Source organism: Hyphomonas sp. (genome assembly GCF_017792385.1).
GTDB lineage: Bacteria > Pseudomonadota > Alphaproteobacteria > Caulobacterales > Hyphomonadaceae > Hyphomonas.
The window spans coordinates 2,535,426-2,553,736 of record NZ_CP051230.1; the positions used below are offsets into that span (position 1 = coordinate 2,535,426).

Genomic DNA, 18,311 nt, shown 5'->3' on the forward strand with positions numbered 1-18,311 from the left:
CTATATATGCGGTTCCTCGAAACGCTCGAATTTGCGGGCCGGATCTTTTCGGCAAGCAATTCATTTGCGCCAAAATTGAAGCAGGAACGGTGGTTAAACGCTCAACTGCAGAAGGCGCGAAAAAGAGTGTTGACGGGATGATCGGCGGCCCATATAAGCCGCCACTTCCGGACGGGCCCACGGGCTTCTGATGGAGACCTTCGGAGCCTCGGTTCCAGCTGTTTGACATCGTAAGAGATTAGGAAGAGAAACGCAGGCGGCGTGATGGCTTGCGGATAAGGCTTCGGCCTTTCCAGACGATCACGACGGATGCGTTTCTTGAGAGAAAATTCTTTTTCCATCGACCAGGTCATACTGGTCTTTGTGACTAAGGGTTTCTCGTCAAAAGAACGCAATACTTAAATGCTTAACAGCTTGAGTAGCCGTCCATATTCCAATGGATGGTTTCGTCAGATCAACACTCAACTTGAGAGTTTGATTCTGGCTCAGAACGAACGCTGGCGGCAGGCTTAACACATGCAAGTCGAACGACATAGTGGCAGACGGGTGAGTAACGCGTGGGAACGTACCTTTCACTACGGAATAGCTCTTGGAAACGAGTGGTAATACCGTATACGCCCTCCGGGGGAAAGATTTATCGGTGAAAGATCGGCCCGCGTTAGATTAGCTAGTTGGTAGGGTAACGGCCTACCAAGGCGACGATCTATAGCTGGTCTGAGAGGATGATCAGCCACACTGGGACTGAGACACGGCCCAGACTCCTACGGGAGGCAGCAGTGGGGAATCTTGCACAATGGGCGAAAGCCTGATGCAGCCATGCCGCGTGAATGATGAAGGCCTTAGGGTTGTAAAATTCTTTCGCCAGGGATGATAATGACAGTACCTGGTAAAGAAGCCCCGGCTAACTTCGTGCCAGCAGCCGCGGTAATACGAAGGGGGCTAGCGTTGTTCGGAATTACTGGGCGTAAAGCGCACGTAGGCGGACTTTTAAGTCAGATGTGAAATCCCGGGGCTCAACCTCGGAACTGCATTTGAAACTGGAAGTCTAGAGACCAGGAGAGGTTAGCGGAATACCGAGTGTAGAGGTGAAATTCGTAGATATTCGGTGGAACACCAGTGGCGAAGGCGGCTAACTGGACTGGTACTGACGCTGAGGTGCGAAAGTGTGGGGAGCAAACAGGATTAGATACCCTGGTAGTCCACACCGTAAACGATGAGAGCTAGTTGTTGGCAGGCATGCCTGTCGGTGACGCAGCTAACGCATTAAGCTCTCCGCCTGGGGAGTACGGCCGCAAGGTTAAAACTCAAAGAAATTGACGGGGGCCCGCACAAGCGGTGGAGCATGTGGTTTAATTCGAAGCAACGCGCAGAACCTTACCTACCCTTGACATCCCGATCGCGGTTTCCAGAGATGGATCCCTTCAGTTAGGCTGGATCGGTGACAGGTGCTGCATGGCTGTCGTCAGCTCGTGTCGTGAGATGTTGGGTTAAGTCCCGCAACGAGCGCAACCCTCATCCTTAGTTGCCATCACGTTTGGGTGGGCACTCTAAGGAAACTGCCGGTGGTAAGCCGGAGGAAGGTGGGGATGACGTCAAGTCCTCATGGCCCTTACGGGTAGGGCTACACACGTGCTACAATGGCAGTGACAATGGGATAATCCCCAAAAACTGTCTCAGTTCGGATTGTCGTCTGCAACTCGACGGCATGAAGGTGGAATCGCTAGTAATCGTGGATCAGCATGCCACGGTGAATACGTTCCCGGGCCTTGTACACACCGCCCGTCACATCATGGGAATTGGTTCTACCCGAAGACGCTGTGCTAACTTCGGAGGCAGGCGGCCACGGTAGGATCAGTGACTGGGATGAAGTCGTAACAAGGTAGCCGTAGGGGAACCTGCGGCTGGATCACCTCCTTTCTAAGGATGCTCACGGATTGCTTTGCTCACGCGAGGCTCTGTGGCTCTATAGACAGTCCACATTGATGGACAAAAACTATGCGGCTGTCGCGCCGTCTCCGTTTCTCTTCCTTCGTTCGTTGTTCGGGCTTGCCTTTGGGTGGCCTGAATACTAAGCGAGCCCCGCGGGCGCTTTATCGCCTGTCTTCGACTTTGACCGCGACGGGCCTTGCCCTGACCTGGTCATGGGCCGGTAGCTCAGGTGGTTAGAGCGCACGCCTGATAAGCGTGAGGTCGGAAGTTCAACTCTTCCTCGGCCCACCATCGAAGCCTGCGGCAACGCAGGGCAGGGCATGCGACCTGGCGGGACGCCAGACTACGGGGCCATAGCTCAGTTGGGAGAGCGCCTGATTTGCATTCAGGAGGTCGTCGGTTCGACTCCGTCTGGCTCCACCATCGCCTGCCGGCGCATACACGAACGAAAGAAGTTTAGTCCGTTTTCCGGAGCCCTTGGGTTTCGGGATATTTGTCATCGTAAGGGAAAGATTGATCCGGCTGGTTTGCCGCTCAGGGCCTCGTGCTCTTGGTATTCCAGCTTCAGCCGAACAGTGCGGCCGCGGTAACGTGGTCAGCATCAAAGGGTCAGTCTGCAAGAAACCAACATGTCTGATCGAGATCCAGGTGTGTGGGACGCAAATGCGTTTTCCACTGCACATGGATTTCAAATAACGATCAAGCGTCAAAAGGGCATCCGGGGGATGTCTTGGCGGTAAGAGGCGATGAAAGACGTGGCACTCTGCGATAAGCACCGGGGAGGCGAGAGCATCCTTTGATCCGGTGATTTCTGAATGGGGAAACCCACCTCCGAGATGTTGGATAATTCGAGCGCTTTGGCGCTCGACGTGTCTAACATTTCAATAGTGAGGTATTTTAACCTGAATACATAGGGTTAAAAAGCGAACCCGGGGAATTGAAACATCTAAGTACCCGGAGGAAAGGACATCAATTGAGACTCCGTTAGTAGTGGCGAGCGAACGCGGACCAGGCCTGGTCTGAAACAAGGAGAAGTATCTGGGAAGGTACGCCATAGTGGGTGATAGCCCCGTATCCGTAACATGAAGACCTTTTAGAGTAGGGCGGGACACGTGAAATCCTGTCTGAACATGGGGGGACCACCCTCCAAGCCTAAGTACTCCTTACCGACCGATAGTGAACAAGTACCGTGAGGGAATGATGAAAAGAACCCCGATGAGGGGAGTGAAACAGATCCTGAAACCGGATGCCTACAAGCTGATGGAGCTCTTCGGAGTGACATCGTACCTTTTGTATAATGGGTCAGCGACTTAGTGTTGCGTGCAAGCTTAAGCCGTTAGGTGTAGGCACAGCGAAAGCGAGTCTGAATAGGGCGACCGAGTACGTAGCATTAGACCCGAAGGCAGATGATCTAGATATGGGCAGGCTGAAGGTGCGGTAACACGCACTGGAGGGCCGAACCGTTGAACGTTGAAAAGTTCTCGGATGACCTGTGTCTAGGGGTGAAAGGCCAATCAAATCTGCTGATAGCTGGTTCTCCGCGAAATCTATTTAGGTAGAGCGTCACGATTAGACTCTGGGGGGTAGAGCACTGAATGGGCTAGGGGTCCTCACCGGATTACCAAACCTTCTCAAACTCCGAATACCCAGAAGTTATGCGTGGCAGACACACGGCGGGTGCTAACGTCCGTCGTGAAAAGGGAAACAACCCAGACCGCCAATTAAGGCCCCCAAGTAATAGCTAAGTGCGAAACGATGTGGAGGTGCTGAGACAATCAGGAGGTTGGCTTAGAAGCAGCCATCCTTTAAAGAAAGCGTAACAGCTCACTGATCAAGCGCCTCTGCGCGGAAAATGTATCGGGACTAAAGTTATTCGCCGAAATTGCGGACTCGAAAGAGTGGTAGCGGAGCGTTCCGTAAGCCTGCGAAGGTGACCTGCGAGGGTTGCTGGAGGTATCGGAAGTGAGAATGCTGACATGAGTAGCGACAAACAGGGTGAGAGACCCTGTCGCCGAAAGACCAAGGGTTCCTGCGTAAAGCTAATCTGCGCAGGGTTAGCCGGCCCCTAAGGTAAGGCCGAAAGGCGTAGCCGATGGGAACCACGTTAATATTCGTGGGCCAAGGGATGAGTGACGGATTTCGAAAGTTGTAGCCCCTTATTGGATTGGGTCTGCAGCCTGGAAGTTCCTGGAAATAGCCTCCCATTAAGACCGTACCCGAAACCGACACAGGTGGTCAGGTAGAGCATACCAAGGCGCTTGAGAGAACTATGTTGAAGGAACTCGGCAAATTACCTCCGTAACTTCGGGAGAAGGAGGCCTCACATTGGGCAACCAGTGCTGAGGGGCACAAAACTGGGGGTTGCGACTGTTTATCAAAAACACAGGGCTCTGCGAAGCCGCAAGGCGACGTATAGGGTCTGACGCCTGCCCGGTGCCGGAAGGTTAAAAGGAGAGGTGAGAGCCTTGAATTGAAGCCCCGGTGAACGGCGGCCGTAACTATAACGGTCCTAAGGTAGCGAAATTCCTTGTCGGGTAAGTTCCGACCTGCACGAATGGCGTAACGACTTCCCCACTGTCTCCAACATAGACTCAGCGAAATTGAATTCCCCGTGAAGATGCGGGGTACCCGCGGTCAGACGGAAAGACCCCGTGAACCTTTACTACAGCTTCACAGTGGCATTAAAGAACTTATGTGTAGGATAGGTGGGAGGCTTTGAAGCTGTGTCGCCAGATGCAGTGGAGCCAACCTTGAAATACCACCCTTAATTTCTTTGATGTCTAACCGCGCCCCTGGATGGGGCCGGGACCCTGTGTGGCGGGTAGTTTGACTGGGGCGGTCGCCTCCTAAAGAGTAACGGAGGCGCGCGATGGTAGGCTCAGAGCGGTCGGACATCGCTCGTTGAGTGCAATGGCATAAGCCTGCCTGACTGTGAGATCGACAGATCGAACAGAGACGAAAGTCGGTCATAGTGATCCGGTGGTCCCGAGTGGAAGGGCCATCGCTCAACGGATAAAAGGTACTCCGGGGATAACAGGCTGATGATGCCCAAGAGTCCATATCGACGGCATCGTTTGGCACCTCGATGTCGGCTCATCACATCCTGGGGCTGGAGCAGGTCCCAAGGGTTCGGCTGTTCGCCGATTAAAGTGGTACGTGAGCTGGGTTCAGAACGTCGCGAGACAGTTTGGTCCCTATCTGCCGTGGGTGTTGGATACTTGAGAGGATTTGTCCCTAGTACGAGAGGACCGGGATGAACACACCTCTGGTGGACCTGTTGTGGCGCCAGCCGCATTGCAGGGTAGCTATGTGTGGACTAGATAACCGCTGAAAGCATCTAAGCGGGAAACTAACCTCAAAACCAGGTATCCCTGAGAGCCGTGCAAGACCAGCACGTCGATAGGCCGGGTGTGGAAGCGCTGCGAGGCGTGGAGCTAACCGGTACTAATTGCTCGATAGGCTTGATTGTTGAAATTCATGTGTAGTTGAAAGCGCATTTGCTTGCTGCACAGTCTCGATAAAGAACATGTTGGTTGCATTACCCCTGACTGGTTTCCGCCGACCCGGTGGCTATGGCAGGGGGTCCCCACCCGATCCCATTCCGAACTCGGTCGTTAAGCCCCCTTGCGCCGATGGTACTACGTCTTAAGGCGTGGGAGAGTAGGTCGCTGCCGGGTCCGCAGAGCCCAGTCATCTGCCTTGCAGACATATCTTTCTACTTACGACGATTTTGGTCGCGCAAGCGGCCTGCCGCCCGGATCTTCCAGGCGGACTTGTCCGGCCCTCGCGGCCGGATTTGCATTTCAGGGGCCAGCCTCCTAAATGTAACAACACGCTGACGCGGGATGGAGCAGTCCGGTAGCTCGTCAGGCTCATAACCTGAAGGTCGCAGGTTCAAATCCTGCTCCCGCACCCAAATAAGCCCTTGAAATCCTTGCGGATTTTGAGGGCTTTTCTTTTGCGCTTTGCTCCAAAGACTCGGCTGGGTTACACATGGGTTACACGAAAAACGGAAGAATCGGGAGCTTCGGGGAGGCACCAAATTCCTGTGGATAACTTTTTTGGGGTTCAGTTCAGGGTGTTGGTAGAGCCAATCATGGAGAAAAAACTCAGGCAACGCTCGTGATCATAGGCCATCATGGGGGCATTGTCGTTCTCGTCTCTGACTGCATCCAAATCGCGGAGCAGAGACCGGAGCGTCGGAAACTCAGATGGTATGAGTTCAGCAAAGTCTTTCACGAGTTCATGGTAGCGTTCATGATCGCAGAGCATTACCGCAACCAGAGCATTCGGGTCTCGGCGTGTTTCTGCTGCGATATGGGTTGCAATTGATTGGAAGCGCTTAGGTCGGGTCTCGCTCGCCCATTGGTCCAAAAGTGTCGTGATTGCCGCTTTTTCCATACGGCCAGCTTCGGTGAACTCGAGTCCCAGGCCGGTTCGCCGAAGTTGTATGAGATCACCCAAACAGTATCTTTCTCGTCCAGCCGACCGCCGATAGAGGTTCGCCAAGAGCCGGTCGACGATGAGATAGTAACGCTTTCGAGTAGAGCTCTTCGCGTGCACATCAATCAGAAAGCGTTCACGAAGGATCTTCGTAGGCTGCCCCAAATCAGAGCTTTCTGTCTCCAGGATGGTCGCCAAATCCGTTGGACGCGACGGTCTATCGGAAAGAGCGATTGCGTGGAACAGGCGGCGTGCCCGGATTGGCAGCTCTCTTAAATTGGCCAATAGCCGTTCGAGTTCGATGTCGATGAGTAATTCGTAGACGTCGGATGCGCTGGCATCTGGAGAAAGATTTGCGAGTTTGGCAAAAGTCCAGGTGTGTTCAGGCCGGTCTTCGAAGGCATGTGCCGCAGCAGCTGCATTCAATCTGACGTTTTCGGTCGCACGTTCAAGTTCCAGCATCATTGCGGACGCATCAATGACCGGTAGCCGCAATGGCGCGAAAGCTTGAAATATCCGCCGTTCGGGTCGTGACTGGGTTTCCTGCGATCGCGCGGTCGCCACGATCATGATCTGAGCGTGCTCTTGCATGAGGTCACGGAGCCGGGATTGCGCTGCAGCACTAGAGAGTCCTGCACTCATAAGCAGATCGAGACCATCGATCAGAACCAGACAAAGTGTTTTCTCCGGAACTGCCTGTAGCGCGCGGTCCAGCAGGTCTTTTTCAGCGACCCATCGCTTGTCGGTACCGCCTCCCCAATCGACGGCTAGCGGCAGATCTCTGTCTTGATCCCGCGGTGTTTCGAGGCTTGCGCGGATCTTCTCGATAAGCGTTTCCGGGGCTATTGTTTGGCTTTCGATTTCTGAGATCGTCGTAACAACGACATGTCCGGTTCGCAGCCGGTTTGCTCTTTCTGCAATGAGTTGGAGCGCAACGGTCTTCCCACTGCCTGGGACGCCTGTGATGAGCACATGTTGTAGTGGCGGGCGCTCTGCAGTGATGTTGCTGCGGACATATGCCAAGGCTCGGTCCACAAGCCGGGCCAGTCGGTTGCGGGCGCCTTCAGCGGGCGGGACGAGGCTCATGGTCTGGAACGCCACCATGTCTCCACTACTTTGTATGCGAATACAGCCTCGCGTGTTTCTGGATCGGTTGCGATAAAGGCGTCCTGTTCGAGCGCGATCAGAAGATTCTGAATTGCGTCGTCATCCATGCCTGTTTCCTTTGCCGCTTCTGCCAGAGCGCCGACATCGCACGGGTTTCGAGCGGCCAGTGTTGAGAGGATTTTGCGAGCAGTGGGCTCTTCATCACCGTAGTGTTTCAGTCGTTTCGAGAATTGCTCAAAGAAACTGATCTCGAACTCGCGTCGGTATGTGCCCTTTAGCGCGACCGCGACGGCTTCAGGCGTTCGTGCGTCCTCGCTTTCAATCTCGATCATTGCGCGTTGCAGAAAGCTCGGAAACGTATCGGCTGTTGTGGCGATTACCGCATCAGCCAATTCGTCGCTCCACCAGTCCAGTTCAAAACCTGCTGCAAGCGCCCGGAGCATGTCCTTTGCGTCGTCGTCTTCCAAAGGTGGGATCGTCACGCTGACGAGATCATTGAGGTGATCCATTTCCAGCTCATGCTGGCGTGCAATTTCTCGGATCCCGATCGAGCCAGCAATAGCCATGGGGATGCCAGCTTGCCGCCACCGGCGAAGTGTCGCCAGGAATGTATCTATTGTGTCCGGCGTTACGCCGGCCTCAATTTGATTATCGCAAAAATAGGGTAGTTCATCGAAGAAGAAGACAATCGTCTTGTCGGACTCAAGAACTTGTTTCTCGACCGCCTCAGCCAGTTGAGCCCAGAATTCCATAAACAGCGAATCATCCGCTTTATCGCCGCCGGCTTTGCCGTCGCTGAAGCGCTTTATCGCTTCTGTGAGAGCTTCTGGTAAGAAGGGAAGTTGGGTCCATCGCTGGAGGAGTGATTTGCCCGTCTGTTCAGGAAGTTGCTTTAGAAGGCGTGTGACGAAGGCCGTCATGCTCACGCGACCTTCCAGGTTGAGTTCAATCACGTGAAATTTGTTGTCTTCGGAGAGAAGACGCTTGGTCTCCTTCATCACCGAGGATTTGCCAGTTCGACGCGGACCAAACAGGGCAATGCTGCCGCCGCTTCTCAGCGTTCGTAGCGTCTTCTTGGTCAGTTTGGGCCGGGGCCAGAATTTGGCTCCATCGACGCCAGCGCCATAGTGAGGTTCGAGTTTCTGGTTCATGCGTTCTTCAGTATATACCGTGCCGTGCATAAACTCTCAATCATTTCATCTCGAAATCGGTATATACCGAAACGCGCAGGTACTAGCGTTTCCACACCATGACGCCGGTGCCGTCTTCTGCATTCTCGAAAAAGGCGGCCCGCACTGGCCCGGCAAAGCTCGGATCGTCCAGCTTCACGGCAAGGTAGGGCGTCTCGCCATCCTTGCTTTCCTGCTGCCAGGCCGCGCCGAGTTCCGCACCGCCGGCATAGAGTCGGTAATCCGGTGCCTCGTCATTGGCCTTGGTCTTGTTCGGAACAAGCTGGGCTTTGACATTGATCGTCATGGTCCGGATGGTTCCGGTATACTTCCCATCCTTCAGTGTGAATGATCCAATCTGTGCCATCATCTATCCTTTCGCGCTGGCATTGGCGTGTAGGGCTTTGCGCGCCCGTTTGAACCCGGGGTCGGACCCGAGGAACATCTCAAGCATGGCGGGGATCAGCGTTTCGGGCTTTTCCTCCTGGCCATAGGTCTGCTTGTACAGCGTCGCATAGTCGGTGAGCGCCGAAGCGAGATCCGGATCGACAGAGACGGTCATGCGTACGGGTGTGCGGTCCGGAAGCTTGTCGAGACGAAGTGTCATCACTGTGCTCCTTGTGGATGGGCGCGGAGAATGAGATCGCGTGTGACCACCACGCGCACGGGCCAGCCGGGACGGACACGGATGGTGGGCTGGATACCGAGATTGCGGTCGACGACGCGCTGGCCAGCTTCGTTGATGGTGTCAGTGGCACCGCGCCGGATAGCGCGCTCAATGTCGCCGTCGCCATCAGATCCAAGCTCCGCACCGATCCCAAGAATGGTCGCAAGCCCAGCCGCGGCGAACACGCGGTCCCAATGATGGTCGGTACGGTCAGAGAGCCCAGAGTAACCCTGCGCATCGGCGCCAGGCGCTGAGATGACAATCGAAGACCCGTCCGGAAAAATGATCCGGTCCCAAGTCACAAGCGCGCGGTCCTGCCCGAACGAGACTTCAGACTGGTAGCGTCCGATCAGACGCGAGCCTTGCGGGATGAGAAGATAGGCGCCCGTCACAGTGTCATAGACGGGCTGAGTGACCTGGGCGACGATGGTACCGGGCAGGTCACTATTGATGCCGGTGACCAGCGAGGCCGGGATCAGCGTGCCCGCCATGACCTGATAGGGCGAGACGGCATCCTGCACGCCATATTCATTATAGACATCCGCCGAAGCTTCCTCGCCTGCAAAGGCGAGCTTGCGGTCCTGAAGATTGGGATCGGCTGCGGCGAAGGCTGATGGCGCCCCCTGGGGCATCGCGGCGAGGGCCAGCAGTTCGGAGGTGAGATCGGCGCTGGATGGGCGGGTTCGGCCTGCGTTTTCCGCAAGTGCTGCGCTGCCAGTTTCCGATTGCAGACGGAAGAAGACCGGCGCGCGGGCGGCTTCTTCGGCCATTGCTGCTTCTCGCATGCGCCTTGCCCGTGCCGCCTCATCGGCCGGGTTGGGCCGGAAGTCGTCTTCAAAACGCGTGACATATTCCGGCTCGATGCCAAGCTCGCGCTCAGCGGCCAGCATGGTCGAGCCGAGATCGCCCGAAAGCGGCGGGCCGAGCCGGGCAATTCGGTCCTCGACCGGCGCCAGTTCGCCATAGCTGGCTGGCAGAGTGGAGAGCCCATCGGGCTTTCTTGTATTGGTCGTGTTGTAGAGTTCCTGTCCGGGCGGGGCGGCGGCGGTCGGCGGCTTCAGGGCGATGCTGGCGGCGGCAAACAGCGCCAGCACGCCAAGCCCGGCGCCGACCATCAATACCTTGCGGTTGATCCGTGTGACGGGTTTCGGGGAAGACCGGATCTTCAGCCGTTCGGCATGTTCGTCGAAGGGAATGGGCTCGCTCATGCTCAGCCCCCGAAAAGCGCCGCGAGCCCGGTCCGGCGCTGCGTGCGGGCAATGCGCACAACGGTCTGGTTCCTCTCGCCGAGGCGCAGTTCAGCCGCGCGGAAGAGCCGGTCGACCACATAATAGCTGCCGCGGACGCGGTAATTGACGAGTTCGGCGTCACCATCCTCGCCCAAGACAAACAATGGCGGCATATCGGTGGTGGCGATATTGGCCGGCATCTGGATATAGACTTGCCGTCCATCATCGAAGACGCGGATCGGTTTCCAGTCGGGATCATCGCCGGTCAGGCGGTAGTCGAAATTGAGCCCTTCCAGCACCAGTCCGCGTTCGATTGAGCCTGCTTCCCTTGCGATGGCCCGGCCATTGCGCGCGGTCAGTTCAGCCAGCTCATCGGCGGGATAGCGCCAGGAGAGCGCGGCCATATAGCCGCCATCCACGCTTTCCAGTTCCAGATGATAGGTGCGCCGGTTGGTGGCGATCATGAGATTGGTGCGGATGCCGCCGCTGATTGGCTTGACCAGCACATGCGCGCGGGCGGTCGACCCGGAGCCGGAGACAGTATCACCGACCACCCAGCGCACCGTGTCACCGGCCGAGACTGAGACCAGCTCTTCGCCGGGTTGAAGCGCGATATCGCTGACCTGACCGGGGCTGGCATAGAGCCGGTAGAGCGCACCCTCCGTATAGGGATAGATCTGGATCGCGTTCACATAGCCATCGACGGAGGGCTCGATCAGGGCATGTTCGCGGCCCTCGCGGATGGCTTGCCTTGGCGAGACGCTGGGCGCGTCGGCGCTGGTTTCGATCGGTTTCATCTGACCGGGGAGCGGCAGCGCTATGGCGGTTTCGACGATCTCGACCGGCCGTTCTGCTTCGTCCGCCAGGGGGACAGCGGCGACGAAGGCGGCCTCATCGAAAGGCTGAAACTCTGTGGTGGTGGCGCAGGCCGTGGTGAGCGCCAGGGCGGAGCCTGCAAGGATAAAGCGGATCATTATTCGTCTCCTGTCACGAGGTCTTCGCCCCAATTGAGTGAGTGGATGTAAAGGCCGAGGGGATTGGCGCGCAGCGTCGCGGCATCACGCGGCGGTTGCGTCACGATGGAGAAGAGCCCGGTAAAGCGCTGGGCCTTCATCAGGGCGCCATTTTCATAGGTCTTCTCGATCCAGCGAGCCTGGAAGCTGTCATCGGAAACACGCACCACGCTGACGACATCCACGGTGCGCGATTTGCGCCCGACGTCGGCGAAGGGATCATTGATCTGGGCGTATTCGCTGAGCGTGGTCGCGGCCCTGTCGGTCACGAAATCATAGGCGCGGAGCCAATTCTCGCGCACGACCACCGGATCGACGCTCAGCCCGCGCACATGGGAAATGAAATTGGCCAGGTGATGGGCGATCTGAGCATCGCTCGCGACATAGCGCTCCGTGGCCGGAGCAACAGCGCGGGCTGCGCCGGTCTCATCCACCTCAACCACATAGGGCGTGACCGTGGAAATGGTGGAACGCCAGACTAAAGCGGCGGAGGAGAGGAAGCAAAGCCCGAGACAGCCGAGCGCCATCAAGCGCCAATTCTTCGCCTGGACGCGGGCGGAACCGATGCGGTCGTCCCAGATTTGCCCCGCCTTCTGGTAGGGCGTTTCAGGGAAAGGGCTATGCCCATAGGAAGTGGAAGATCGTTTGAACATCTATTCGTCCTTGTCCTGAAGGCTTGGGGCTGCGCCGGATGAACCGCGATCACCGTCGCGCAGGGAGTGAACAGCGGCCTGGCCGGCATGGCTCATGCGCTGCTGGGTTTGCATCCGCCGCGCCCAGCCGGGCTCGCCAGTTGAAGAGGTTTCACTGCCGCCGCCGACGGGTGAGCCGCCAGTGGCCGTCCAGGCGCCCTGGCTGCCGCGCCGGTATGCCTCGCGGAGAGACCCCGCCGGACGGCTGGCGGTCCGCCTTATGGCGTCGCCGCCCGCGCGTGCGACACCGGCAAGACCGGCGGCCACGGCGCCAGCGCCGGACGCGCTGGAGGCGACCGAGCCGAGCGTATAGGAGGTGCGCGCTGCCCCGGCCATCGAGGCGCCCGCCTTGACAGCGGATGAGGCCCCGCCAATCGCCGCGCGTCCGCCCATGCCGGCGACATAGGTGCCGGCGACAACGCCCATAGCAGCGCCGGCTGCAGAGCCTGCGCCAAGCTGCGGGGCGCCGGTGATGAGCCCGCTGGCGACGCCCGGAGCGAATATCCCCATCCAGAAGAAGACGATGGAGGCGAGCACCGTGCCCATGACCTGGGCCAGCGTCACATCATCGCCGGTGCGGAAGGCGTCGGTGACGGAGGCAAAGAGGGTCGAGCCGATGCCGATAATGACGGCGAGCACCATCAGCTTGACGCCCGAAGTGATGACATTACCGAGCACACGTTCAGCCAGGAATGAGGTCTTGTTCCAGAGCGCGAAGGGGACGAGCACGAAGCCGGCCAGCGTTGTCAGCTTGAACTCCAGTATGGTGATGAAGAGCTGCACGGCGAGGACAAAGAAGGCCACCATGATGACGGCCCAGGCGATCAGCATCACCGCAATCATGATGAAGTTATGGAAGAAGGAGATCGGCCCCAGCATGTCGGAGACTTCTTCGAGCAGGGGTTTGGAGGCATCGAAGCCGACACTGGCGATGAAGCCGGGCCGCAGGAGGTCGCCGGGCGTCATGGCGCCGCCGCCGGCGGTCACGCCCAGTTCGGCGAAACTCTCGAATATGATGTTCGCAAGGACGGAGAAATTGCCAATGATGAAGGCGAAGACGCCGACATAGAGGACTCTCTTCAGGAGTCCGGCGATGACGTCGGTGTTCTGCGCCAGCGCCCAGAAGAGGCCCGCCAGCGTGATATCGATGGCGATCAGCGTGGTCGACAGGTACGCGACATCACCTGCCAGTAGGCCGAACCCGCTGTCGATGTAGCGAATAAAGGTCGCAAGGAAGGTGTCGATCACGTCCATCGGCTTGCCTAGTTCTCCAGGAAGGATTTGGTGCGTGCCCGGCCGCGCTCGGCTTCGGCGAGCTCACGTGCGCGTTCCAGCGCTTCGGCCCGGTAGTAAGCCGCCATCATGCTCTCCATCTGGATGAGCTGCTGGGTCTGCATGGCTTCGATCTGATTGCCGGCCTGGACGGCCTGCAGATTGCCGACAGCCGCCTGGCTGGTTTCGATCAGGCCCGCTATGGCCTCGGCATCGGTTTCATTGTCTTCGAGGGCCGCTGAGACCGTGACCAGCGTATCACGATAGGCGGTGCGGGACTGACGCCAGCGCGCACGGGCGTCCTCGACCAGTTCGGCCTGCCGGGGCGGGGTTTCACCATAGTCTTCCGGGTAGGCTTCTTCATATTCGCGTTCGACCTCTTCCACGCCATAACCAATGCCTTCGGCCTCCCGCATCAGCTCCTCGATCCGTTTGATCCGGTCGAGAATGATCGCTTCGGCGACATTGACAGGCAGGGTTTCGAGATTGCGGGCCATGTTCTCCAGCATCTCGATCTCATGGGTGAGCTGTTCGATCTGGTTTGTGACTTCCTCCACCGCCTGAATGGCCTGCAGAATATTCTGAACATGATTGGCCGGGTCATAGACCGTCCATTGGGCTGAAGCCGGCGGCGCCACCATCGTGTTCAGCGGCAGCGCGCAAAGCAGGACGCAGGGCAAAAGGCGTTTCATGGAAGGCTCCTATTCAGCGGCGATCATGTCGGTGGGCGGGAGTGCTGGCTCGGTATCCGGCGCGTGACCCGGCCAGCGCGCCAGCAGATCCGCGGCCCAGTCTAGGCCCTTGGCGTGGAGGAAGGTTTCGGCGAAGTCTTCTGGTTCGGCTTCCGCGAGTGTCCGGTTGATCCGTTCCTGGTCGACCGGGCTGGACGCGCCGCAGAGGGCGAGCGCGATCGGCCCGAGCCCCAGTTCGAACACGCGGCAGCCAAGCGGCGACTGATAGTAATAATCCCGCTTCGGCGTCGCCTGGCTGATCAGCTCCACCTGCCGGGCATTGAGGCCGAAGCGTTGATATGTCTCTCGCGATTGTGGCTCCTGTGCTCGCTCATTCGGCAGGAAGATCCGTGTCGGGCAGGATTCGATCAGGGCGGGCGCTATGGAGCTGTTCGCAATGTCGGCGAGCGATTGGGTCGCGAACACAACGGCGACGTTCTTCTTGCGGAGCGTCTTCAGCCACTCGCGGATGCGCGCCGCGAACAGAGGATCATCAAGGAACAGCCAGGCTTCATCGAGGATGAGCAGTGTGGGACGTCCATCGAACCGGGCTTCGAGCCGGTGGAAGAGATAGGTCAGCACGGGGAGGGCTGCACCTTTTATGTGCATCAGATCTTCCATTTCAAAGCAGACCGTATCGGCGAGAGTCAGTGTTTCATGATCGCCATCCAGCAGCCGGCCATGCGGGCCTTCCAGCGTGAAGGGGTGCAGGGTGGATTTCAGCGTCTCCTCCTGCAGCATAAGGCTGAGACCGGTTAGGGTGCGTTCGGCCTCCGGGGCCGAGCTCAGCGCCTGTATGGCCTCCCAGAGCGCGGTTTTGAGATCGGGCGTCATGGCGACGCCTTCACCGGCGCAAAGGCCGGCCAGCCAGTCGGCGGCGAAGCTCGCTCCGGTCTCGGTCTCAATGTCGCGCAGCGGCTGGAGACTTGGCGCATCCCCGCCGCCAAGATCGACATGCGCGCCGCCCATGCAAAGCGTTGCCGCGCGGGCGGACCGCCCCTTGTCGAAAATGAAAACCTGCGCGCCAGGATAGCGTTTCCACTGCAGCGCCAGAAGCGAGAGCAGGACCGATTTGCCCGCGCCGGTCGGGCCAACGACCAGCGTGTGGCCAACATCGCCGACATGAAGGTTGAGCCGGAAGGGCGTTGTGCCATCGGTCTGCGCCTGGACCAGCGCCGGAGCGCCGAGATGGCGGTTGCCATACTCCCCTGCCCACACCGCTGACAGTGGCACCATATGCGCCAGGTTCAGCGTGTGCAGGATAGGCTGGCGGACATTGGCATAAGTATGACCGGGCAACGAGCCAAGCCAGGCTTCGACGGCGTTGAGCGTCTCGCGGATCGCCGTGAAGCCGCGGCCATTGATGATGCGCTCGGCAACACGGATGTGTTCATCGACGGTGCGCCGGTCTTCATGCGCAACGGTGATGGTGGTCGTGACATAGCCATAGGAGACAAGGTCGCTGCCGAGCTCCTGCAGGGCGGCATCGGCATCGCCTGCCTTATTGTCGGCATCCGTATCCAGCAGGGCAGCCTGCTCGTTGAACATGGTCTCGCGCAGGACGGCACCGATGGATTTGCGCTTGGCGAACCAGTGGCGGCGTTTCTTGCCGAGCACTTTTTCGGCTTCGGCCTTGTCCATGGCGATGAAGCGTGTGGCCCAGCGATAGGAAAATCCCTGCCGGTTCAGCTCGTCGAGAATTCCCGGCAGAGTGGACGCCGGAAATCCGAGGATCGTCAGTGTCCGGAGATGCGCGTCGCCGATCATGGGTTCGAGGCCGCCTGCGAAGGGCTCGTCGGCCAGTACAGCATCGAGGAAGACCGGCAGTTCCGGTGTCGCCACAGCGTGGCGCTTGGTCGAGATGGTCGAGTGGAGATAGGTCAGCGTCTCGTCATCACTGAGGCGGTGGATTTCTGCGAGACAGGTCGCCAGCAGGTCGAAGACACGTGCGGCATGCTGCTCGAACGTTTCCAGCCGATGACGCCAGTTTGCCGCTTCCTCGGTCTCCGCCCGCTCGATCAGGGCTTTTTCCGCGCGGCCTGTGGCGTCCGCCGGCGGCAGCCATAAGAGGGTCAGGAAATAGCTGCTCTCATAGCGCGCGCCTGACTCCTCCGCCTGCAGACCACGCTCCTGATCCACAAGCCAGGAGGCCGCGTCCGGGAATGCACAATCGGGATAGTCATGCACTTCATCCCGCTGCGCCTCAAAGAAGAGCGCCCAGCCTGAGCCGAACCGGCGCAGCACATTATTGACCCGCGCCATGACGGAGACGAGTTCTTCTTCCGTCGAGCTTTCGAGATCGGGACCACGGTATTTGAACGTCGTCTGGAAGCTGCCATCCTTGTTGAGGACGACGCCCGGCGCCACAAGACAGGCCCAGGGGAGATAGTCCGCCAACAGGCGCGGTGTCTCGGAATACTCTTTCAGGTTCAGCATTGCAGGTGTTCCTTGTGACGGGTCGAGCGGCTGGCGACGGCCATGAAATCAGGATCGCTTCTGGCCATGAACACCGCCGCCGAATGGCCGAGCAACCAGAGCAGCAGGCCGGGGATCCAGAGGCGAAGCCCGAGGGCCAGGGCCGCCGCCAGCGTTCCGATGGCGATGGCGGCCGAGCGCGGCGCGCCTGCCATCAGGATCGGCTCGGTCAGTGACCGGTGCAGGGGAATTTCATAGCCGTCGGCCATCAGACCAGCGCACCGCCGCCGAAGCTGAAGAAGGTGAGAAAGAAGCTGGTGGCCGCGAAAGCGATGGAGAGGCCGAACACGATCTGGATCAGCTTGCGCATGCCGCCGCTGGTTTCACCAAAAGCGAGTGTCAGGCCTGTCAGGGTAATGATGATCACCGCGACGATGCGGGCGACCGGTCCTTCGATCGATTGCAGGATCTGGTCGAGTGGCCCCTCCCAGGGCATGCCTGAGCCTGCAGCATGGGCGGGGCCGGCGATCAGCAGGCCGAGTCCGATGATTGCTGCGGCCTGAACCGTCCGGTTTGCGGCCTTGATATTTGTATAGAGTGTCATTGCGTGTCTCCTTGCGCGATGAGGGAAAGCTGGGGGCAGGTAAGGGGGTCGGTCATGTAAGCTTCGCCATCGAAGCCGGTGACGCGGAGGGCTTCCTCGACGCGGCGCTGGCCGCCGGATCGGCTCATATAGATGACGACATCAATGGCTTCGGCGATCAGATCGAACGGCGCGCGGTTTGTGGCTTCAAGCGTAAGCTGTTCCAGGCGTTTGAGCGCGCCGCGCGCGGAATTGGCATGCAGGGTCGTGATCCCGCCCGGATGGCCCGTGTTCCAGGCCTTGAGGAGATCCAGCGCTTCGGCCCCGCGGACTTCGCCGACAATGATGCGGTCAGGGCGCAGGCGGAGTGTTGATCGGACAAGTTGTTGAAGTGACACACTGTCCCGATGCGTTCGCAATTGAACAACGTTGGGGGCTGCGCAGCGGAGTTCGCGCGTATCTTCCAGAATGAGGATGCGGTCGGCTTCGAATGCCGGCTCAGCGAGCAGGGCGTTGGTGAATGTGGTTTTGCCGGAGGAAGTGCCGCCGGCGATTAGGATGTTGGCGTGTGCGCCAATCGCCTCACGCAAGGCGGCGCAAAGGGTAGGCGCGAGCGCCTGCTGCGTGACATAATCGCCGAGACTGAAAGGCGTTGAGGTGGGTTTCCGGATAGAGAAACAGGGCGCGGTTGAAACAGGCGGGAGAAGTCCCTCGAACCGCTCGCCGCCGCCTGGCAGTTCGGCGGAGACGATGGGGGAGGTGCGGCTGAGAGCTTCTCCCGCACTGGAGGCGACGAGTCTTATGACCCGTTCGCGATCGGAAACTTCAAGACGATGGTCGGAAACACTCAGTCCGATGCCGGCGGTCTCGATCCAGACCGACCCGTCGGGATTGGCCATGATTTCGATCGTGCCGGGCGCTTCGAGTGCCTCGCGGACAACTGGACAAAAGGCTGTGCGCAGCATGGCGTTGCGACGTTCTTCAGATTCAGTGTACTGATTTGTTTTGAGAGCCATGCCCTACCCCAACTGCCTTGCGGAACAGGGGCAAGTCTCAGATTT

Annotated in this window: 13 protein-coding genes, 3 tRNA genes and 3 rRNA genes; 6 read left to right on the plus strand and 13 right to left on the minus strand. The window is 58.7% G+C overall.

The features are described 5' to 3' along the window. The first annotated feature begins 462 nt into the window (after positions 1 to 462). The 6 genes from HF955_RS12365 (at position 463) to HF955_RS12390 (ending at position 5,845) form a co-directional block, all read left to right on the plus strand. Positions 463 to 1,917: ribosomal RNA gene (locus tag HF955_RS12365) — 16S ribosomal RNA — on the plus strand. A 226-nt stretch (positions 1,918 to 2,143) separates the two neighbouring features. Beyond that, positions 2,144 to 2,220, plus strand: a tRNA-Ile gene (locus HF955_RS12370). A 56-nt stretch (positions 2,221 to 2,276) separates the two neighbouring features. Next, positions 2,277 to 2,352, plus strand: a tRNA-Ala gene (locus HF955_RS12375). 274 nt (positions 2,353 to 2,626) lie between these two features. Further along, positions 2,627 to 5,398 (plus strand): 23S ribosomal RNA (locus HF955_RS12380). A 93-nt stretch (positions 5,399 to 5,491) separates the two neighbouring features. After that, positions 5,492 to 5,606, plus strand: a 5S ribosomal RNA gene (gene rrf / locus HF955_RS12385). The 16S, 23S and 5S rRNA genes sit together here with 3 tRNA genes alongside, the layout of an rRNA operon. A gap of 162 nt (positions 5,607 to 5,768) precedes the next feature. Then, a tRNA-Met gene (locus tag HF955_RS12390) sits at positions 5,769 to 5,845 on the plus strand. A 152-nt stretch (positions 5,846 to 5,997) separates the two neighbouring features. On the opposite strand, the gene HF955_RS12395 is transcribed toward HF955_RS12390, so the two are convergent. From HF955_RS12395 to trbB, 13 genes are all read right to left on the minus strand, one after another. Continuing rightward, positions 5,998 to 7,476 (minus strand): ATP-binding protein, encoded by a 1,479-nt coding sequence (locus HF955_RS12395; protein WP_291075421.1) that lies wholly within the window; start codon positions 7,474 to 7,476, stop codon positions 5,998 to 6,000. After that, a complete protein-coding gene (locus tag HF955_RS12400; RefSeq protein WP_291075422.1) occupies positions 7,455 to 8,630 on the minus strand; it encodes an AAA family ATPase in 1,176 nt (391 codons plus the stop codon). The genes HF955_RS12395 and HF955_RS12400 overlap by 22 nt, the downstream gene beginning before the upstream one ends. Before the next feature lie 82 nt (positions 8,631 to 8,712). Beyond that, positions 8,713 to 9,018, minus strand: coding sequence for a DUF736 domain-containing protein (locus tag HF955_RS12405; protein ID WP_291075423.1), 306 nt, complete (start codon positions 9,016 to 9,018; stop codon positions 8,713 to 8,715). Continuing rightward, complete coding sequence (locus tag HF955_RS12410) at positions 9,019 to 9,255, minus strand: DUF2274 domain-containing protein (RefSeq protein WP_291075424.1); 237 nt, start codon at positions 9,253 to 9,255, stop codon at positions 9,019 to 9,021. Continuing rightward, positions 9,255 to 10,523, minus strand: coding sequence for a TrbI/VirB10 family protein (locus tag HF955_RS12415; RefSeq protein ID WP_291075425.1), 1,269 nt, complete (start codon positions 10,521 to 10,523; stop codon positions 9,255 to 9,257). The genes HF955_RS12410 and HF955_RS12415 overlap by 1 nt, the downstream gene beginning before the upstream one ends. A 2-nt stretch (positions 10,524 to 10,525) precedes the next feature. After that, positions 10,526 to 11,518, minus strand: a complete 993-nt coding sequence (gene trbG, locus HF955_RS12420) for a P-type conjugative transfer protein TrbG (protein WP_291075426.1) — start codon at positions 11,516 to 11,518, stop codon at positions 10,526 to 10,528. Beyond that, on the minus strand, positions 11,518 to 12,210 hold the full coding sequence (gene trbF / locus HF955_RS12425; protein ID WP_291075427.1) for a conjugal transfer protein TrbF: 693 nt from the start codon (positions 12,208 to 12,210) through the stop codon (positions 11,518 to 11,520). The genes trbG and trbF overlap by 1 nt, the downstream gene beginning before the upstream one ends. Continuing rightward, positions 12,211 to 13,503, minus strand: coding sequence for a P-type conjugative transfer protein TrbL (gene trbL / locus HF955_RS12430; RefSeq protein WP_291075428.1), 1,293 nt, complete (start codon positions 13,501 to 13,503; stop codon positions 12,211 to 12,213). Positions 13,504 to 13,511: 8 nt separating this feature from the next. Further along, positions 13,512 to 14,213 carry a P-type conjugative transfer protein TrbJ gene (trbJ, locus tag HF955_RS12435; protein WP_291075429.1) on the minus strand — a complete coding sequence of 234 codons (702 nt, stop codon included), beginning with the start codon at positions 14,211 to 14,213 and terminating at the stop codon, positions 13,512 to 13,514. A 9-nt stretch (positions 14,214 to 14,222) separates the two neighbouring features. Then, positions 14,223 to 16,688, minus strand: coding sequence for a conjugal transfer protein TrbE (gene trbE, locus HF955_RS12440; RefSeq protein ID WP_291075430.1), 2,466 nt, complete (start codon positions 16,686 to 16,688; stop codon positions 14,223 to 14,225). Further along, a complete protein-coding gene (locus HF955_RS12445; RefSeq protein ID WP_291075432.1) occupies positions 16,682 to 16,936 on the minus strand; it encodes a VirB3 family type IV secretion system protein in 255 nt (84 codons plus the stop codon). The genes trbE and HF955_RS12445 overlap by 7 nt, the downstream gene beginning before the upstream one ends. Next, complete coding sequence (locus HF955_RS12450) at positions 16,936 to 17,271, minus strand: TrbC/VirB2 family protein (protein WP_291075434.1); 336 nt, start codon at positions 17,269 to 17,271, stop codon at positions 16,936 to 16,938. Before HF955_RS12450 ends, HF955_RS12445 begins: the two co-directional genes overlap by 1 nt. After that, entirely contained in the window at positions 17,268 to 18,266 is a 999-nt protein-coding gene (gene trbB / locus HF955_RS12455) for a P-type conjugative transfer ATPase TrbB (RefSeq protein WP_291075436.1), read from the minus strand. The genes HF955_RS12450 and trbB overlap by 4 nt, the downstream gene beginning before the upstream one ends. Between the last annotated feature and the right edge of the window lie 45 nt (positions 18,267 to 18,311).

Bases quoted from the DNA above. Each gene is read 5' to 3' on its own strand.
- HF955_RS12395 (WP_291075421.1), bottom strand. From the start codon at position 7,476: ATGGTGGCGTTCCAGACCATGAGCCTCGTCCCGCCCGCTGAAGGCGCC.
- HF955_RS12400 (WP_291075422.1), bottom strand. From the start codon at position 8,630: ATGAACCAGAAACTCGAACCTCACTATGGCGCTGGCGTCGATGGAGCC.
- HF955_RS12405 (WP_291075423.1), bottom strand. From the start codon at position 9,018: ATGATGGCACAGATTGGATCATTCACACTGAAGGATGGGAAGTATACC.
- HF955_RS12410 (WP_291075424.1), bottom strand. From the start codon at position 9,255: ATGACACTTCGTCTCGACAAGCTTCCGGACCGCACACCCGTACGCATG.
- HF955_RS12415 (WP_291075425.1), bottom strand. From the start codon at position 10,523: ATGAGCGAGCCCATTCCCTTCGACGAACATGCCGAACGGCTGAAGATC.
- trbG (WP_291075426.1), bottom strand. From the start codon at position 11,518: ATGATCCGCTTTATCCTTGCAGGCTCCGCCCTGGCGCTCACCACGGCC.
- trbF (WP_291075427.1), bottom strand. From the start codon at position 12,210: ATGTTCAAACGATCTTCCACTTCCTATGGGCATAGCCCTTTCCCTGAA.
- trbL (WP_291075428.1), bottom strand. From the start codon at position 13,503: ATGGACGTGATCGACACCTTCCTTGCGACCTTTATTCGCTACATCGAC.
- trbJ (WP_291075429.1), bottom strand. From the start codon at position 14,213: ATGAAACGCCTTTTGCCCTGCGTCCTGCTTTGCGCGCTGCCGCTGAAC.
- trbE (WP_291075430.1), bottom strand. From the start codon at position 16,688: ATGCTGAACCTGAAAGAGTATTCCGAGACACCGCGCCTGTTGGCGGAC.
- HF955_RS12445 (WP_291075432.1), bottom strand. From the start codon at position 16,936: ATGGCCGACGGCTATGAAATTCCCCTGCACCGGTCACTGACCGAGCCG.
- HF955_RS12450 (WP_291075434.1), bottom strand. From the start codon at position 17,271: ATGACACTCTATACAAATATCAAGGCCGCAAACCGGACGGTTCAGGCC.
- trbB (WP_291075436.1), bottom strand. From the start codon at position 18,266: ATGGCTCTCAAAACAAATCAGTACACTGAATCTGAAGAACGTCGCAAC.